Below are 16,668 nucleotides of genomic sequence, written 5' to 3'. Positions count from 1 at the left end.
TACGCCAGGGCTTATCCGTAATGTGGTGGCACTTTCCCGTAGGGGCGAATTCATTCGCCACCCCGACGTGCGATGGCGTCAGGGAGCGCGGTAGTCGGCAGCGGCCTGTTCCAGCCATTTCGGCAAGTCCTTGCGCTTGATGCCTTGCGCACGGGCTTCTTCCAGGCGTTTCAGCATGTAGTCACGCTTGGTCGGGTCCTGTCCGGCCATGGACAGGGCCAGGTCGCGGTCCACCCAGCGCTTGATGCGCACGTACAGCCACCAGTGGAAGTACAGGCCGGCCACGGTAACGACTACGATAATGAAGTAATCCATTGGAGTCCTCTCGAACGGAGGCTCACCCTAGCCGATTCCACGACTGGCTAGAAGTGCCTCCGAGAGGGGAAAGCCTCGGGTGTCTCCGAGCGGCTTGCATGGTGGAAAAGCTGTACGAAGCTTGAATGACATGCATTTTGTGAAGAGTCCGCCGTGACAGCGGGATGAGCGGCGGGGTCTAATGGGACATCTGTCCATCTGGAGGAATTGCTATGCGTAAGTCCGTTCTGCTGGTCGCCTCGTTCACTGCGGTGACGCTGGCCTTGGGAGGCTGCGCCTCCAGTCTGACCGGCGATACCTACAGCCGTGACGAGGCGCGCACCGTGCAGACCGTGCGCATGGGTACCATCGAGTCCTTGCGGCCGGTGAAGATCGAAGGCACCAAGACGCCGATCGGCGCTGGCGCCGGTGCTGTGGTCGGTGGCGTGGCCGGCAGCGGTGTCGGTGGCGGACGCGGTAGCGCGGTGGCCGCGGTGATCGGGGCAGTGGCCGGTGGCCTGCTCGGTGCGGCGGCGGAAGAGGGCATCACCCGCACCCAGGGCGTGGAGATCACCGTGCGCGAAGACGACGGCACCATGCGCGCCTACGTACAGGAGGTGCAGCCCAATGAAGTCTTCCGGGTCGGCGAACGCGTGCGCATCCTGACCGTCAATGGCACCAGTCGCGTAGCGCATTGATCGAGAAGCCGGAGCGGTGCCGCTGCTCCGGCTTCGTCGTATCCGGGCGTCGGAATTCGCATTGATGCCCACTGATTGGCCCGCTTGCGGGCTTTCTTCGCATGAGCGGCTGACCCACCGCGGAATGCGGAGCGATATCCGCGGGACGGGGCCGTCGGTCGTCGGTGTATTGCCGGGTTGACCGACAGGGGCCGTCTCACAGTTTTAGTAATAATTCAATTCATGACGCTGCACCGATAGGTATGGATAATCGGTGAGTTCTCCTGTGCCGACAATGGCTTAGGTGAACGTGGGTGAATATGCAAAAGCGAGCCCGGTGTCATGCCGGGCCGGAAGCGGATCGATTCCGCGGATGTCTGGCGGCAGGCACCGACGGATCGCATAAGGGGTTTGCTCATGGCGCTTGCGCTGATTGTCGCCTTGCCATTTCTGGGCGTTTTCTTGCCCTTGCTCGGGGAGCGTTTCGGTCGATCGGCCTGTGCCGCGGGGGCGGCGCTGGCGCCTATGATCGGTCTGGTGCTGTTACTGTCGATGCAGCCGGAAGTGTTCGCCGGCGAAGTGCTGCGACTCCGTGTGACTTGGTTGCCGGAGCTGGGGTTGAACCTCAGCCTGCGGCTGGATGGCCTGGGCTTTCTCTTCGCGTTGCTGATTCTCGGCATCGGTCTGCTGGTCATTCTCTACGCCCGCTACTACCTGGCGAAGAAGGAGCCGATGGGGCGCTTCTTCGCCTTCCTGCTGATGTTCATGGGCGCCATGCTCGGAGTGGTGCTGTCGGAAAACCTGCTGCTGATGCTGGTGTTCTGGGAACTGACCAGCCTGTCTTCCTTCCTGCTGATCGGCTTCTGGGGCGAACGTTCGGATGCCCGCAAAGGCGCGCGGATGTCGCTGGCGATGACGGGGGGCGGCGGGTTGGCGCTGCTGGCCGGGGTGTTGCTGCTGGGTCATATCGCCGGCAGTTTCGAGCTGTCCCAGGTGCTCGCCGCGGGTTACGCGATTCGCGCCCATGAGCTGTATCCGGTCGCCCTGGTGCTGGTGCTGCTCGGGGTGTTCACCAAGTCGGCGCAGTTCCCGTTCCATTTCTGGCTGCCCCAGGCGATGGCCGCGCCCACGCCGGTTTCCGCCTATCTGCATTCGGCCACCATGGTGAAGGCCGGGGTATTTTTGCTGGCGCGGCTGTACCCGGCGCTGGCCGGTTCCGAGTGGTGGTTCTACCTGGTCAGCCTGACCGGACTCGCCACGTTGCTGGTCGGCGCCTGCATGGCCCTGTTCCAGCATGACCTCAAGGGTTTGCTGGCTTATTCGACCATCAGTCACCTCGGCCTGATCACCCTGCTGTTCGGCCTCGATTCGCCCATGGCGGCCGTGGCGGCTGTGTTCCACATCATCAACCACGCCACCTTCAAAGCGTCCTTGTTCATGGCCGCCGGGATCATCGACCACGAGACCGGCAGCCGCGACATGCGGCGTATCAACGGTATGTGGAAGTACCTGCCGCACACGGCGGTGCTGGCGATGGTGGCGTCCTCGGCGATGGCCGGCGTGCCGCTGCTGAACGGCTTCCTCAGCAAGGAGATGTTCTTCAGCGAAACCCTTCACCAGCACCTGCTGGGCAGCTTCAACTGGGTCATCCCGGCGGCGGCGACCCTGGCAGGGGTCTTCTCGGTGGCCTATTCGCTGCGCTTCATCCACGACGTGTTCTTCAACGGCGAGCCGATCAACCTGCCCAAGTTTCCGCCCCATGAGCCGCCGCGCTACATGAAGGTGCCGGTGGAAATCCTGGTGTTTCTCTGTCTGCTGGTGGGCATGCTGCCCGGCTACACCGTCGCGCCGTTGCTGGCCGCGGCGGCTTCGGCCAGCCTGGGCGGCACCTTGCCGGAGTACGACCTGGCGATCTGGCACGGCTTCAACCTGCCGCTGATGATGAGCTTCGTCGCACTGTTTGGCGGGATTCTGGTGTATGCGTGCCGGCAGCCATTGTTCCGCTGGTACGCCGGCCTGCCCGAAGTGGATTCCAAGCTGGTCTTCGAACGTGGCGTGCGAAGCCTGGTGGCGGGCTGCGTGCGGCTGACCGGCTGGCTGGAGAGCGGCTCCCTGCAGCGTTATCTGGCGTTGCTGGTTGGCTCCGGCCTGGTGGTGGTGACCCTGGCCCTCGGCCCGTTGCCGCAGTTGAGCGGGCCGCGGGAGCTGACGCCGATCGACGGGATCACCGCGCTGGGGCTGGTGCTGCTGGCGCTGTCGGCGGTGACCACGGTGGTGTTCCACCGCCAGCGGCTGGTGGCGCTGGTGATGCTCAGTGTGGTCGGCCTGTTCGTTGCCCTGGCGTTTGCCCGCTTTTCCGCACCGGACCTGGCGCTGACCCAGCTGTCGGTGGAGGTGGTGACCATCATCCTGCTGATGCTCGCGCTGTTCTTCCTGCCATCGGCGACGCCGGGGGAGTCGAGCAGCTTGCGTGGGCTGCGCGACTTCGTGCTGGCGATCGTCAGCGGCGTGGTCGTCGCGCTGCTGGCATTCGCCGTGCTCTCGCGGCCTTACGACAGCATCGGCGCGTTCTTCCTCGAGAACAGCGTGCCGGGCGGCGGTGGGGCGAACGTGGTGAACGTGATCTTGGTGGACTTCCGGGGTTTCGACACCCTGGGCGAGATTACCGTACTGGCCATTGCGGCGGTGGGCATCTACGCCATGCTCGATGGGCTGCGCCTGTTCCAGCCGGGTGAGGACGCGGAAGGCCGTAGTTGGGCCCGCGATCGCCACCCGCTGATCCTCTCGACCCTGTCGCGGGTCATGCTGCCGATGGCCCTGATGGTCTCGGTATTCATTTTCCTGCGTGGGCATAACCTGCCGGGCGGCGGTTTCATCGCCGGCCTGATCACCGCCGTGGCGCTGATCCTCCAGTACGTCGCCAGCGGGGTACAGTGGACGCAATCGCGCCTGCCGCTGAACTACACCTTCCTCGCCGGCGGCGGCGTGATGATCGCCGGCCTGACCGGCGTGGGCAGTTGGTTGTTCGGTCGGCCGTTCCTGACCTCGGCGTTCGGGCATTTCCATATCCCGCTGGTGGGCGACATCGAGTTGGCCACCGCCATGCTGTTCGACCTGGGCGTGTACCTGACGGTAGTCGGGGCGACGCTGCTGATTCTCGCCAACCTGGGCAAGTTGACCCAGGAGAGGGCGGGCAAGGAGGTGCTCTGAAATGGAGGCATTGTTCGCAATCGCCCTGGGCGTGCTGACGGCCAGCGGTGTCTACCTGCTGCTGCGGGCGCGCACCTTTCCCGTGGTGATGGGCCTGACGCTGATTTCCTACGCGGTGAACCTGTTCCTGTTCGCCATGGGCCGGCTGCAAACGGGCGCGGCGGCGGTGATCGGTAAGAGCGCCGAGCATGTCGACCCGGTGCCCCAGGCCCTGGTGCTGACCGCCATCGTGATCGGCTTCGCCATGACCGCTTTCGTCGTAGTGCTGTCCCTACGCAGCCTGGGTGAGCTGAAGAACGACCACGTGGACGGCCGGGAGCCCAGGCCATGAACCATGCGTTGATCCTGCCGGTGTTGCTGCCGATGTTCGCCGGCAGCCTGTTGCTGCTCGGGGCGCGTCTGGGTATGCCGGCCACGCGACGACTGTCGCTGCTCAGCGTGGGGCTGCAGGTGGCCGTCAGCGCCTGGCTGCTCGTCCAGGCCGGCGACGGGCAGGTACAGGTCTACGCGCTGGGCGATTGGCGCCCGCCGTTCGGCATCGTCCTGATGTTCGACCGCCTGAGTGCGTTGATGCTGTTCATCACCGCGCTGCTGGCGCTCTTCTCGCTGCTTTATGCGACACGCGGCGACGATACCCGGGGCAGCAATTTCCATGCGCTGTTCCAGTTCCAGCTGATGGGCATCAACGGCGCCTTTCTCACTGGCGACCTGTTCAATCTGTTCGTCTTCTTCGAGATCCTGCTGATCGCTTCCTATTCGTTGCTGTTGCACGGCGGCGGGCCGGAGCGGGCGAAGGCCGGGCTGCACTATGTGGTGCTTAACCTGGTGGGCTCCTCGTTCTTCCTGATCGCCCTCGGCGTGCTTTTCGGCATCGCCGGCACCCTGAACATGGCCGACCTGGCGGTGAAGGTGTCCGAGGCCAGCGCCGACCAGGCACCGCTGCTGGGTGCTGCAGGGATGCTGCTGCTGGTGGTGTTCGGCCTCAAGGCGGCCTTCCTGCCGCTGTATTTCTGGCTACCGCGCACCTACGCCTCGGCCACTGCGCCGGTGGCGGCGCTGTTCGCCATCATGACCAAGGTGGGGATTTACTCGATCCTGCGGGTCTACACGCTGATCTACGGCGCCGAGGCGGGCTCGCTGGCGAACATGGCGCTGGACTGGCTCTGGCCGCTGGCACTGCTGACCCTGGCTGTCGGCGTCATCGGTGCCCTGGCGGCGACCAGCCTGCAGGAGCTGATCGCCTACCTGGTGATCGTCTCCGTCGGCACGTTGCTGGCCGGCATTGCCATCGGCACCCCGGAAGCGTTGTCGGCGTCGCTTTATTACCTGATCCACACCACCTGGGCGACCGGTGCGCTGTTCCTCCTCGCCGATCTGATCGCCCGTCAGCGGGGCGTGAAAGGCGGGCTGCTGCTGCAAGGTCCCGCGCTCCTGCAACCGCACGTGCTGGGCGCCTTGTTCTTCATCGGCGCCATTGCGGTGGTGGGGTTGCCGCCGCTCTCCGGCTTCCTCGGCAAGGTGTTGCTGTTGCATGCCTTGCAGCCGGGGCCGCAGGCGGTGTTGCTGTGGCCGGTGATCCTGATCGGCAGCCTCGGCAGCCTGATCGCCTTCAGCCGGGCCGGCAGCACGCTGTTCTGGCGAACCGGCCTGACCGTGCTCGGCAGTGCCGAACGGGACGGCAAGGGGCTGCTGGCCTGTGTCGGCCTGTTGCTGCTCAGTCCGCTACTGGTGGCCTTCGCGCATCCCGTGCTGGAGTACCTGGAAGCCACCGCGGCGCAATTGCACGACCTCGACCTGTACCGGCAGATCCTGACTCCCGGAGGTGCGGCATGAAACCGAGTCGCTGGTTGCCTCATCCCTTGCTGAGCATCTGTCTGCTGGTGGTCTGGCTGCTGCTGATCAACGGCTTCAGCCTGGGCCATCTGCTGCTCGGTGCCTTGCTCGGCTGGCTGATTCCGCTGGTGACGCAGGTGTTCTGGATCAACCCACCGCGGATACGCAAGCCGATCAAGCTGTGCCTGTTCCTGCTGCATGTCATCTGGGACATCCTGCTCGCCAACCTGCAGGTCGCCCGCTTGATTCTCGGCCCGTCGAGCCGGTTGCGCCCGGCCTTCGTCGAAATTCCGGTGCAACTGGAAGACGAGCTGGCGCTGACCATGCTCGCCAGCGTCATTTCGCTTACGCCGGGTACGGTATCCGCCGATCTCAGCGACGACCGGAAGACTCTGCTGGTCCATACCCTGGACGTGGCCGACGAGGAGCAACTGGTCCGCGACATCAAGGCCCGTTACGAAGCGCCGTTGCTGGAGGTGTTCGCATGCTCGGCTACGTGATTCCGATCTGCCTGGCCATCATCGGTCTCGCCCTGGCGCTGACCCTGGCGCGCCTGTTCAAGGGGCCGGACCTCCCGGACCGCATCCTGGCCCTGGATACCCTGTACATCAACGCCATCGCCCTGCTGGTTCTGTTCGGCATCTGGCTGGGCTCGGACCTGTATTTCGAGGCGGCCCTGCTGATCGCGGTGATGGGCTTCGTCGGTACCGTGGCGGTGGCGAAATACCTCCTGCGCGGCGACATCATCGAGTAAGGGCACGGTCATGAATGAATGGATTGAAGGCATCGTCGCCCTGTTCCTGTTGCTCGGCAGCCTGTTCGCCCTGGTCGGCGCCCTCGGCCTGTATCGCCTGCCGGATTTCTTCATGCGCCTGCACGGGCCGACCAAGGCCACCACGCTCGGCGTAGGGGGGATGGTCATCGCTTCGATGATCTACTTCGGCGCGCGCGACCAAGGTCTCAGCCTGCATGAGCTGCTGATCACGCTGTTCCTTTTCATCACCGCCCCGGTCAGCGCCCACATGCTGGCCAAGGCCGCGTTGCAGCAGAAACTGCGCCTGCACGAGAAAACCCGCGGCCGTCCCTGGGAGCAGTAAGGTCGCCTAACATGGCGGCCCATATTCGCGAATGAATTCGCTCCCACAGAAGCGGTCCGGACTGTCTCGTGGGAGCGAATTCATTCGCGAATGGGACAGCGCAGAAGCTTCGCCAGCAGAGCTGGCTCCTACCCAAACACGTAGCTCGGAAAAGCCTCGGCGCAATCCAGGAGTGCCCACCGAACAGTTTCCCCTTCCCGCTGTGCCTGTCGTCCGCCCCGGACTCTTCGTAGACTGGAGCGCTTTACCGAGGAGGCGACATGGCGGTGCAGAACAGAGGCATGGCAATCGGCTGCCTGATCATCGCGATGGCGCTCTGGGGCAGCTCGTTCATCGCACTCAAGCTGGCCTTCGGCGAGTTGCCGCCGCTGTGGGTGATCTTCGGCCGCATGGCGTTCGGCAGCCTGGTGTTTCTGCTGGCCTGGCGCTGGCGCGGTCGTCTCGATTACCGCCCGGGTGACTGGAAATACCTGATCGGCCTGGCCGCTTGCGAACCCTGCCTGTACTTCATCTTCGAAGCCCTGGCGCTGCAACGGACCAGCGCCTCCCAGGCCGGGATGATCACCGCGCTGCTGCCGCTGCTGGTGGCCATGGGCGCGTTCCTCTTCTTGCGTGAGCGTGTCAGCCGTACCACCCTGGCCGGCTTCCTCCTGGCGGTGGTCGGGGCGGTCTGGCTGAGTCTGGCGGGGGAGGTCGACGACCATGCGCCGGCGCCGTTGCTCGGCAACTTCTTCGAGTTCCTCGCCATGCTCTGTGCGACCGGCTATACGCTGTTGCTCAAGCATCTCTCGACGCGTTACTCGGCATTCATGCTCACCGCCATGCAGGCGTTCATCGGTGCTTTGTTCTTCCTGCCGTTGGCGGCGCTGACCGAGCCGATGCCCGCGTCCATCAGTCCCCTGGGCCTGGGGGCGGTGTTCTATCTCGGCGTGGTGGTGACGGTGGGCGCCTATGGCCTGTACAACTTCGGCGTCAGCCATCTACCGGCAAGCCAGGCATCGGGGTTCATCAACCTGATTCCCGTGTTCACCCTGATCTTCGCCGTGCTGCTGCTGGGCGAAAGCCTTACCTTGGTGCAGATGCTGGCCGTCGCACTGGTGTTCGCCGGGGTTGGGCTGAGCCAGTGGCGAAGTGCACCGCCGGCACCGGCCGGCATTCTTGACTGAGAGGTTCGCAATGACAGACCTGCGCCAGTGGACACGCGAGGCGATCCGCATCATCGAAGCGGATTTCCAGCGCAGCGCCGACACACACCTGATTCCGCTCGACGTACCGGGCCTGCCGGGTGTCGATCTTTACTTCAAGGACGAATCCAGCCACCCCACCGGCAGCCTCAAACACCGCCTGGCCCGCTCGCTATTCCTCTATGCGCTGTGTAACGGTTGGCTCAAGCCGGGAGCACCGGTGATCGAAGCCTCCAGCGGCTCCACGGCGATCTCCGAAGCCTATTTCGCCCGGCTGCTGGGGCTGCCTTTCATCGCCGTGATGCCCTCGTCGACTTCGCCGGAGAAGATCGCCCAGATCGCCTTCTACGGCGGGAAAAGCCATCTGGTGGACGACCCGACGCAGATCTACGCGGAGTCCGAGCGCCTCGCCCGTGAAAGCGGCGGCCACTTCATGGACCAGTTCACCTACGCCGAACGGGCCACCGACTGGCGGGCGAACAACAACATTGCCGAATCGATCTTCCAGCAACTGCGCTTCGAACGCTGCCCGGAACCGAGCTGGCTGGTGTCGAGCCCCGGCACCGGCGGCACCACCGCGACCCTGGGGCGCTACGTGCGCTATCGCCAGCACGCCACCCGCGTGCTCTGCGCCGATGCCGAGCGTTCGGTGTTCTTCGACTACTTCCGCGACGGCGATGCCGGCCTGCGACTGGATTGCGGTTCCCGCATCGAAGGCATCGGCCGGCCGCGCGTCGAAGCGTCGTTCCTGCCCCGGGTGATCGACGCCATGTGCAAGGTGCCGGATGCCTTGTCGCTGGCAGCCATGCACTACCTGGCGCGCCGACTGGGCCGCCGCGTCGGCGGCTCCAGCGGCACCAACCTGATCGGCGCCTTGCTGGCCGCCCAGCGCATGGTTGCGGCAGGTGAACGGGGATCGGTGGTGGCGATCCTTTGCGACAGCGGCGAACGCTACGCCACGACCTACTACGATCCCACCTGGCTCGCCGCCCAGGGCTTCGTCCTGGAGCCATTGATCGAGCAAGTCGCCGCCTGTGCGGAGCGGGGCGAAGCGTTGCGGGTGGATGTGCCGATGATTGTGCGGTAAGAGAGCCGCGGGTCGGTAGCGGGTTTCCTGACCCATGCTGGGGCAATTCTGACCCCTATGTAAGCCTTTTGATATTCGTGTGCTCGGCGTGATCAGTGTCACGCCGCGTCCCGATTCTTAGTGGGGACAATAGCGGCCCTTTGCCTTGCCCGGCCAAGGCCGCTTGTTTCTGACAGGGACGCAACGATGTACACACAGGACTCAAACGCCCAGCCCACCCCGGAGCTGGACACCGGCCTCGCCTGCCTGGTGATGCTGGCGCGGTTCCACAACGTGGCCGCTTCCCCCGAACAACTCACCCACGAATTCGCCGAAGACGGCCGCCGGTTCGGCAAGGCCGAGCTGTTGCTGTCGGCGAAGAAACTCGGCCTCAAGGCCAAGCCGGCGCGCAGCACGCTGGTGCGCCTGAGCCACACGCCGTTGCCGGCGATTGCCGCCGACGGGGAAGGGCGGTTCTTCATCATCGCCCGGCTCGACGATGGCCAGGCGCTGATCCACGACCCCCGCGCCCAACGTCCCGAAGTCCTCAGCTTCGAAGACCTCCAGGCACGCTGGACCGGCGAGCTGGTCCTGATCCGCTCCGAGGCCGCGCTGGCCGGCGAGCTGTCCAAGTTCGACTTCACCTGGTTCATCCCGGCCATCGTCAAATACCGCAAGCTGCTCGGCGAAGTGCTGCTGGTGTCCTTCGTGCTGCAGATCTTCGCCCTGCTGACGCCGCTGTTCTTCCAGGTGGTGATGGACAAGGTGCTGGTGCACCGGGGCCTGTCCACCCTCGACGTGATCGCCATCGGCCTGCTCGGCATCATGCTGTTCGAGACGCTGCTTTCCGGCCTGCGCAGCTACGTGTTCGCCCACACCGCCAGCCGCATCGACGTGGAGCTGGGCTCGAAACTGTTCCGCCACCTGGTCACCCTGCCGCTGGCCTACTTCCAGGCGCGGCGGGTCGGCGACTCGGTGGCGCGGGTGCGCGAGCTGGAAAACATCCGCAGCTTCCTCACCGGCAACGCCATCACCCTGATCCTCGACGTCCTGTTCTCGGTGGTGTTCATCGCCGTGATGTTCTTCTACAGCGGCTGGCTGACCCTGGTGGTGCTGCTCTCGCTGCCGCTGTACTTCCTGCTCTCGATGTTCATCACCCCGGTCCTGCGCGCGCGCCTCAACGAGAGCTTCAGCCGCGGCGCGGAGAACCAGGCGTTCCTGGTGGAAACAGTCAACGGCATCGACACCCTCAAGGCGATGGCCGTCGAACCGCAGATCACCCGCAAGTGGGACAACCAGCTTGCCGGCTATGTGAGCGCCAGCTTCAAGACCCAGACCCTCTCCACCCTGGCCAACGAAGGCGTCGGCCTGGTCGGCAAGCTGGTCACCGTGGCCACCCTCTGGCTCGGCGCGCGACTGGTGATCGACGGCGACCTCTCGGTGGGCCAGTTGATCGCCTTCAACATGCTCGCCGGACGAGTGTCGCAGCCGATCATGCGCCTCGCCCAGCTGTGGACCAACTTCCAGCAGACCGGCGTCTCGGTACAGCGCCTGGGCGACATCCTCAACACCCGCACCGAACTGTCCCAGGCCAGCCGCAGCGCGCTGCCGCCGCTGACAGGGCAGGTCGAATTCGACCAGGTGCACTTCCGCTACCGCGCCGACGGCTCGGAAATCCTGCGCGGCATCAGCCTGAGCATCCAGCCGGGCGAAGTGATCGGCGTGGTCGGCCGCTCCGGCTCCGGCAAGAGCACCCTGACGCGCCTGCTGCAGCGGCTCTACACCCCCGAGCGGGGCCGGGTGCTGGTGGACGGCATGGACCTCGCCCTGGCCGACGTCTCCTCGCTGCGCCGGCAGATCGGCGTGGTGCTGCAGGACAACATGCTGTTCAACCGCAGCATCCGCGAAAACATCGCCCTGACCGACCCCGGCGCGCCCATCGACGCGGTGATGCAGGCGGCCCGGATGGCCGGCGCCCACGACTTCATCCTCGAACTGCCGGAAGGCTACGACACCGTGGTCGGCGAACACGGCGCCTCGCTCTCCGGCGGCCAGCGCCAACGCATCGCCATCGCCCGCGCGCTGATGGGCAACCCGCGCATCCTCATCTTCGACGAAGCCACCAGCGCCCTGGACTACGAGTCCGAACGGATCGTCCAGCAGAACATGAAAACCATCTGCCAGGGCCGCACCGTCATCATCATCGCCCACCGCCTCTCCGCCGTGCGCGACGCCAACCGCATCCTGGTCATGGACCGCGGGCAGATCGTCGAACAGGGCACCCACGCCGAACTCCTCACCCACCAGGCCGGGCACTACTCCAGGCTGCACCGTTTGCAACAGGGAGGGGCAGCGTGAAGTGGGAGGTGTGAGGAGAGAAGGGTGAGGGGCCGGACTCGGGGCCCGATTCAACGCCATTTGATATCCGGCCAAGGCTTCTCCGTCAGGAAGGCATCATCGAACAAGGGACTTCAGCAATGACCCAATCCACCAGCGCTCGCCGCGACCTGCTCAACCGCTACCGCAGCACCTGGCGCCACGCCTGGCGGCAGCGCAAGGCCATGGACGCGCCGCCGCGCCTGAGCCACGAAGTGCAATTCCTGCCCGCCGCCCTGGCCCTGCAGGAACAACCGGTACACCCGGCGCCACGCTACATCCAGTGGACCATCCTGGCCTTCGCCGTCATCGCCCTGATCTGGGCCTGCGTCGGCGAAATCGACGTGGTCGCCACCGCCAGCGGCAAGATCGTCCCCAGCGGCAAGAGCAAGATCATCCAGCCCAGCGAAGTGGCCGTGGTCAAGGCCATCCACGTCTACGACGGCGAACAGGTGAAGGCCGGCGACCTGCTGGTGGAACTGGACGCCAGCATGACCGGTGCCGACGTCGACCGCCTGAAGAGCGACCTGCTCGCCGCCCAGGTCGACAGCGCCCGCGCCCGGTCCCTGCTGGGCGCCATCGAACACGACCGCGAACCGGCGTCCCTGGCGGCCCTGCTGCCCCAGGCCACCCCCGAGCAACAGCGCGCCGCCGATACCTGGCTGCGCGGCCAATACCTGGAACTGCGCAGCGCCCTCGACCAGGGCGATGCCGAGATCGAACAGCGCCAGGCGGAAATCCAGGCGGCCAAGGCCTGGGTGGGCAAACTGCAGGAATCCCTGCCCATCACCCGCCAGCTCAGCGCCGACTACAAGCGCCTGCTGGACAAGGCCTACGTCGCCAAGCACGCCTACCTGGAAAAGGAACAGGCACGCCTCGACCAGGAGCGCGAACTGGCCATCCAGCAGGCTCGCGTCCTCGAACTCACCGCCGCCCGGAGCGCCGCCGAACGCCAGCAGCACCGCGTCATCGCCCAGACCCGCCGGGCCATGCTCGACCTCCAGCACGAAGCCGAACAACGCGCCGCCAGCCTGACCCAGGAACTCAAAAAGGCGGAACAGCGCGACCGCCTGACCCGCCTCACCACCCCGGTGGACGGCACCGTGCAACAACTCGCCATCCACACCCCCGGCGGCGTCGTCACCGAAGCCCAGCCCCTGATGGTCATCGTCCCCAGCGACCAACCGGTGGAAGTGGAGGCCATGCTGGAAAACAAGGACATCGGCTTCGTCCACCCCGGCCAGGAAGTGGAGATCAAGGTCGAGACCTTCACCTTCACCAAATACGGCGTCGTCCACGGCACCGTGCAAAGCGTCTCCAACGACGCCATCGAAGACGAAAAACTTGGCCTCGTATACAGCACACGCATCCAACTGAAGGAAAAGACCCTCCCGGTCGGCGGCAAGGAAATCGCCCTGTCGCCGGGCATGGCGGTAAGGGCGGAAGTGAAAACGGATAAGCGCAGGGTGATCGATTATTTCCTGAGTCCGTTGAAGGAGTATGTGGATGAGAGTTTGATTGAAAGATAACGGTTATGATTTTTTAATGTTTTTGATGAGTGGTGGAGGTGGACTGGTTGATTAGATTATTTTGGCGGTTTTCTTGTCTGTTGATTTTTCTTGGGAAGAAGTTAAATACTGATGACAATAAGGCTGTTGTTGTAGCTGCCGAGCACATTGCAGAGATCAAGCGTAAGACGGTTGTTTTGCGTGTAGGGCAGCAAGTATTGCTTTGTCTCATATTTTCCTTGTGCTTTACGTTGCGTTGCTGGTTTTCTGTTCAGACAGGAGGGCGTAGCGGTATGTGGTGATTATATTTTATGGTTGTTCATCTTTTCTCAATGCATACAAAACGAAAGGTATATCGCATGGTCAAGCCTGGAAGCCTAATAATATCTTGCCTGATATTTGTTTGTTTGATTATTTCAGTATGGATGTATAAAACATTCAGCATGTCACATGGAATAGAAGCCTCTACAGCAGAGATGCAAAAAGCCGTCGCATGCTTGAGGAATGGTTTTGCTTTCTGCGCCCCAGGTGACCAAGTTAGACACCTGATTAGCTATAGATTCTTATCGATAGATAAGATTTTTCTAGTCATCCTTTCCTTCCTTACTGCCACGGTGATTATTAAGTTAAGTATTGATGGGAGATTGTCGAAAGAAGGTTTTCGAGACTTATGCGTTCTTGCGTCTTTTCTGTTCGCATTATTTCTAGTAGCTCAATACGCATCCTTCGCATTGAAGCTTCATATATGGAGTTACCTACAGGGCTCTTGGAGCGATCAAGGTATGGAGATTCTCAAGGAGAACTGCATAAAGGGTATATCAGCAGCTGATTGTGGTCTGGTAAAAAAATGGCTGGATATGGCTGATTTGAAGGCCAAGACAATTCTTGTTTTATCTTTGTTTCTCCTTGGAGGAGTGTCAATGCTTGTCGGGATTTTTTCCAGAAACTTATTGCGCAAAAACAATGTGTCAAATTGATAGAAGGGGATTTTTATGATTACTAGGGAAGAAGTTATACTTGAGCATATTGATAGTAGTAATTTAAATACCAGGATCGATATTGCAAAGAGCTCCGCTATGCTTGCAAAGGAGTATGATCCGGTTTTGGATTTTCTTGGCCCAGGCGCTCAGGATATGCAAGCAGTACGAGACGATTATGATATAGAGAATGAGGCGTGGAGAAGAGAGTATGAATCACTCGACAAAAAGCTGGAAAGTTCCGGATACCCTCCACTTAGCGAACAAGAAAAAACAGACTTAAGATCTAATGCTGATCAATTTCCACCAATTGATTATAAAAGTTCTCAAGACGCCATAAAAAACGGCAGTGATGCCGCTTTTGAACTAGTTCTTTGGGCTACAGGCTCCGAGGACTTTGCAAGCTTGATCGAGAATATTTTTTCAAGTCTGTATGATGCCGTTTCGGGACAAGCTTTTGAAGATTTCCTTAACAATTTTGGCGATTGGTGGTTGAGGAATATTGTTCCGGTATTGAATCCAAATGCCGGCATTGACCCGACAGCGAACACCGACTATCAAAGCGCCCTCAACTTCATCCAACGCTACGACCCACTCACCCTGGACCTCGACGCCGACGGCATCGAAACCACTTCCGCCAATACCGGCATCACCTTCGATTTCGATGGCGATGGCTTGAGAACCGGCACCGGTTGGGTCAAGGGCGACGATGGTTTCCTGGTGCTGGACCGTAATGGCAACGGCACCATCGATACCGGCCGTGAGCTGTTCGGTGTGGATACCATCAAGAGCAACGGGCAGAAAGCGGTCAATGGCTTCGATGCCTTGAGCGATCTGGATAGCAATGCGGATGGCGTATTCGACGCCAAGGATGCCCAGTTCGCCAATGTCCGCGTCTGGCAGGACGCTAACCAGGATGGCATCAGCCAAGCCAGCGAGCTGAAGACCCTGGCCGAGCACAACATCACGGCGATCAACCTGGGTTCCACGCAAAGCAGCCAGAACTCCAATGGCAATATCGTCAGTGCGGTGGGCAGCTTCGTCCGTGGCGATGGCACGGAAGGCGAAGTCAATGCCAACCAGAGCCTGGCCGCCAACCTGGACCTGGCGTCCAATCCCTTCTATCGCCACTACACCGACAAGATCGCTCTGGATGATGCCGCCAAGGCACTTCCGAACATGCAGGGCTCCGGCGCGGTCAGGGATTTGCGCGAAGCCGCAATGCTCGACGCCGGGCTGAAAAACGTACTCACTCAATATGCCCAGGCGCAGACACGCGAGCAGCAGCTCGCCCTGCTGGACAAACTGTTGGTCGAGTGGGCCAGCAGCAGTACCTATCGGACGTTCGATCAACGCATTTCCGATATGAACAGCGAGCGGTTCGAGTTCAAGTTCGCTTATTCGTGGGAAAACACCGGGCAGGACCTGATGGGGTCCGGTTCCTCCGGTGGCAGCGGTAGCCTTTCGATGGGCGAAGAGGCTGGCCCGACGCAAGCTCAACTGGAAAAGAAAGCCCTGCTGGACAAGATCAAGCTGCTGGAAATCTTCAATGGGCAGAGCTTCTTCAACTTCAGCAGCGTAGAGACGAAGGACAGCAGTGGTAATACCCAACTCGCTCTGACATCTTCGGTTGGTGCAAACAGTGGGACCCGTTCTCTGGCTGGGATAGCAACGGGGACCATGGTCATCTACCTGACGGAAGAGGATTTGGCTCCCAACGCGGGGCAGGCGGCATTGCTCAACCAGTCTTATGCCGCACTCAAGCAGTCTATTTATGATGGGCTGCTGCTACAGACTCGGCTGAAGCCTTATATCGACGAAGTCCAGCTGAATCTGACTGCTGATGGTCTTTCTTTGGATTATTCGGGTGTAGTGGAAAAGTTCCAGTCGGTGTTCGCTACTTCTCACGCCACTGGCTTGGTCGATCTGCTCGAACTACTCGGCTCGTCGATGAACAAGTCGCTGCCCAATGAAATGACGGGGTTGGCGGAGAGCTTCATTCTTTCCTTGTCACCTGCCGAATTGACGTCTGTCCAGAGTGCTTTCCCCGGATTGATTGCCGGTAGCGATATCGGCGAAACGGTGCAGGCTATTTCCAGCAACAGCTATCTCTTCGGCCTTGCCGGCAATGATTCGTTGGTGGGCAACACAGGAAGCGATGTACTCGTGGGCGGTGCGGGGAACGATATCCTCCAAGGAAATAACGGCCATGACCTCATGAAGGGTGGGGAAGGTAACGACACACTCTACGGCGGTAACGGCAACGACATCCTCGAAGGCGGAGAAGGTAACGACTACCTCGTCGGCGACGCCGGTTCGGACGTGTACCGCTTCAACCGGGGCTGGGGCCAGGATTCGATCAACAACTACGACACCAGCGCCGGGAAGGTGGATGCCATCGCATTCGGCGAAGACATCGCCCCGGGCGACATCGTGATCAGCCGTT

At 62.0% G+C, this 16,668-nt stretch carries 14 protein-coding genes; 13 read left to right on the top strand and 1 reads right to left on the bottom strand.

Translation table 11 applies throughout. The features are described from left to right. Positions 1 to 78 precede the first annotated feature (78 nt). Entirely contained in the window at positions 79 to 315 is a 237-nt protein-coding gene (locus PIN01S_RS19765; protein ID WP_084338148.1) for a 30S ribosomal protein S3, read from the bottom strand. A 212-nt stretch (positions 316 to 527) separates the two neighbouring features. On the opposite strand from PIN01S_RS19765, the gene PIN01S_RS19760 reads away from it, so the two are divergent. The 13 genes from PIN01S_RS19760 to PIN01S_RS27245 form a co-directional block, all read left to right on the top strand. Next, on the top strand, positions 528 to 992 hold the full coding sequence (locus PIN01S_RS19760; protein WP_084338146.1) for an outer membrane lipoprotein: 465 nt from the start codon (positions 528 to 530) through the stop codon (positions 990 to 992). Between the two features lie 396 nt (positions 993 to 1,388). After that, positions 1,389 to 4,181, top strand: a complete 2,793-nt coding sequence (locus PIN01S_RS19755) for a monovalent cation/H+ antiporter subunit A (protein ID WP_084338144.1) — start codon at positions 1,389 to 1,391, stop codon at positions 4,179 to 4,181. A gap of 1 nt (position 4,182) precedes the next feature. Then, positions 4,183 to 4,512 carry a Na+/H+ antiporter subunit C gene (locus tag PIN01S_RS19750; protein ID WP_084338142.1) on the top strand — a complete coding sequence of 110 codons (330 nt, stop codon included), beginning with the start codon at positions 4,183 to 4,185 and terminating at the stop codon, positions 4,510 to 4,512. Then, entirely contained in the window at positions 4,509 to 6,014 is a 1,506-nt protein-coding gene (locus tag PIN01S_RS19745; protein ID WP_084338140.1) for a monovalent cation/H+ antiporter subunit D, read from the top strand. The genes PIN01S_RS19750 and PIN01S_RS19745 overlap by 4 nt, the downstream gene beginning before the upstream one ends. Beyond that, entirely contained in the window at positions 6,011 to 6,514 is a 504-nt protein-coding gene (locus tag PIN01S_RS19740; RefSeq protein WP_084338138.1) for a Na+/H+ antiporter subunit E, read from the top strand. Before PIN01S_RS19745 ends, PIN01S_RS19740 begins: the two co-directional genes overlap by 4 nt. Next, the gene (locus PIN01S_RS19735) at positions 6,499 to 6,768 is read left to right on the top strand and encodes a K+/H+ antiporter subunit F (RefSeq protein WP_084338136.1); all 270 of its coding nucleotides are present in this window, start codon (positions 6,499 to 6,501) and stop codon (positions 6,766 to 6,768) included. Before PIN01S_RS19740 ends, PIN01S_RS19735 begins: the two co-directional genes overlap by 16 nt. Before the next feature lie 10 nt (positions 6,769 to 6,778). Further along, positions 6,779 to 7,111: a Na+/H+ antiporter subunit G gene (locus tag PIN01S_RS19730; RefSeq protein WP_084338134.1), complete on the top strand. Its 333-nt coding sequence runs from the start codon at positions 6,779 to 6,781 to the stop codon at positions 7,109 to 7,111. 281 nt (positions 7,112 to 7,392) lie between these two features. Next, positions 7,393 to 8,277 (top strand): DMT family transporter, encoded by an 885-nt coding sequence (locus PIN01S_RS19725; RefSeq protein WP_212633104.1) that lies wholly within the window; start codon positions 7,393 to 7,395, stop codon positions 8,275 to 8,277. Between the two features lie 10 nt (positions 8,278 to 8,287). Continuing rightward, on the top strand, positions 8,288 to 9,382 hold the full coding sequence (locus PIN01S_RS19720) for a PLP-dependent cysteine synthase family protein (protein WP_084338130.1): 1,095 nt from the start codon (positions 8,288 to 8,290) through the stop codon (positions 9,380 to 9,382). A 186-nt stretch (positions 9,383 to 9,568) separates the two neighbouring features. Further along, positions 9,569 to 11,719, top strand: a complete 2,151-nt coding sequence (locus tag PIN01S_RS19715) for a type I secretion system permease/ATPase (protein ID WP_084338128.1) — start codon at positions 9,569 to 9,571, stop codon at positions 11,717 to 11,719. 119 nt (positions 11,720 to 11,838) lie between these two features. Further along, positions 11,839 to 13,266 carry an HlyD family type I secretion periplasmic adaptor subunit gene (locus PIN01S_RS19710; RefSeq protein ID WP_084338126.1) on the top strand — a complete coding sequence of 476 codons (1,428 nt, stop codon included), beginning with the start codon at positions 11,839 to 11,841 and terminating at the stop codon, positions 13,264 to 13,266. A 338-nt stretch (positions 13,267 to 13,604) separates the two neighbouring features. Next, the gene (locus tag PIN01S_RS26495) at positions 13,605 to 14,222 is read left to right on the top strand and encodes a hypothetical protein (RefSeq protein WP_139198620.1); all 618 of its coding nucleotides are present in this window, start codon (positions 13,605 to 13,607) and stop codon (positions 14,220 to 14,222) included. 99 nt (positions 14,223 to 14,321) lie between these two features. After that, positions 14,322 to 16,668 (top strand): SPM autocatalytic domain-containing protein (locus tag PIN01S_RS27245; protein ID WP_501193797.1); only part of this gene is annotated, 2,347 nt, incomplete at its 3' end.

The organism is Pseudomonas indica NBRC 103045 (assembly GCF_002091635.1).
Lineage (GTDB): Bacteria > Pseudomonadota > Gammaproteobacteria > Pseudomonadales > Pseudomonadaceae > Pseudomonas_M > Pseudomonas_M indica.
This window is presented reverse-complemented; position numbering and strand designations above follow the sequence as displayed.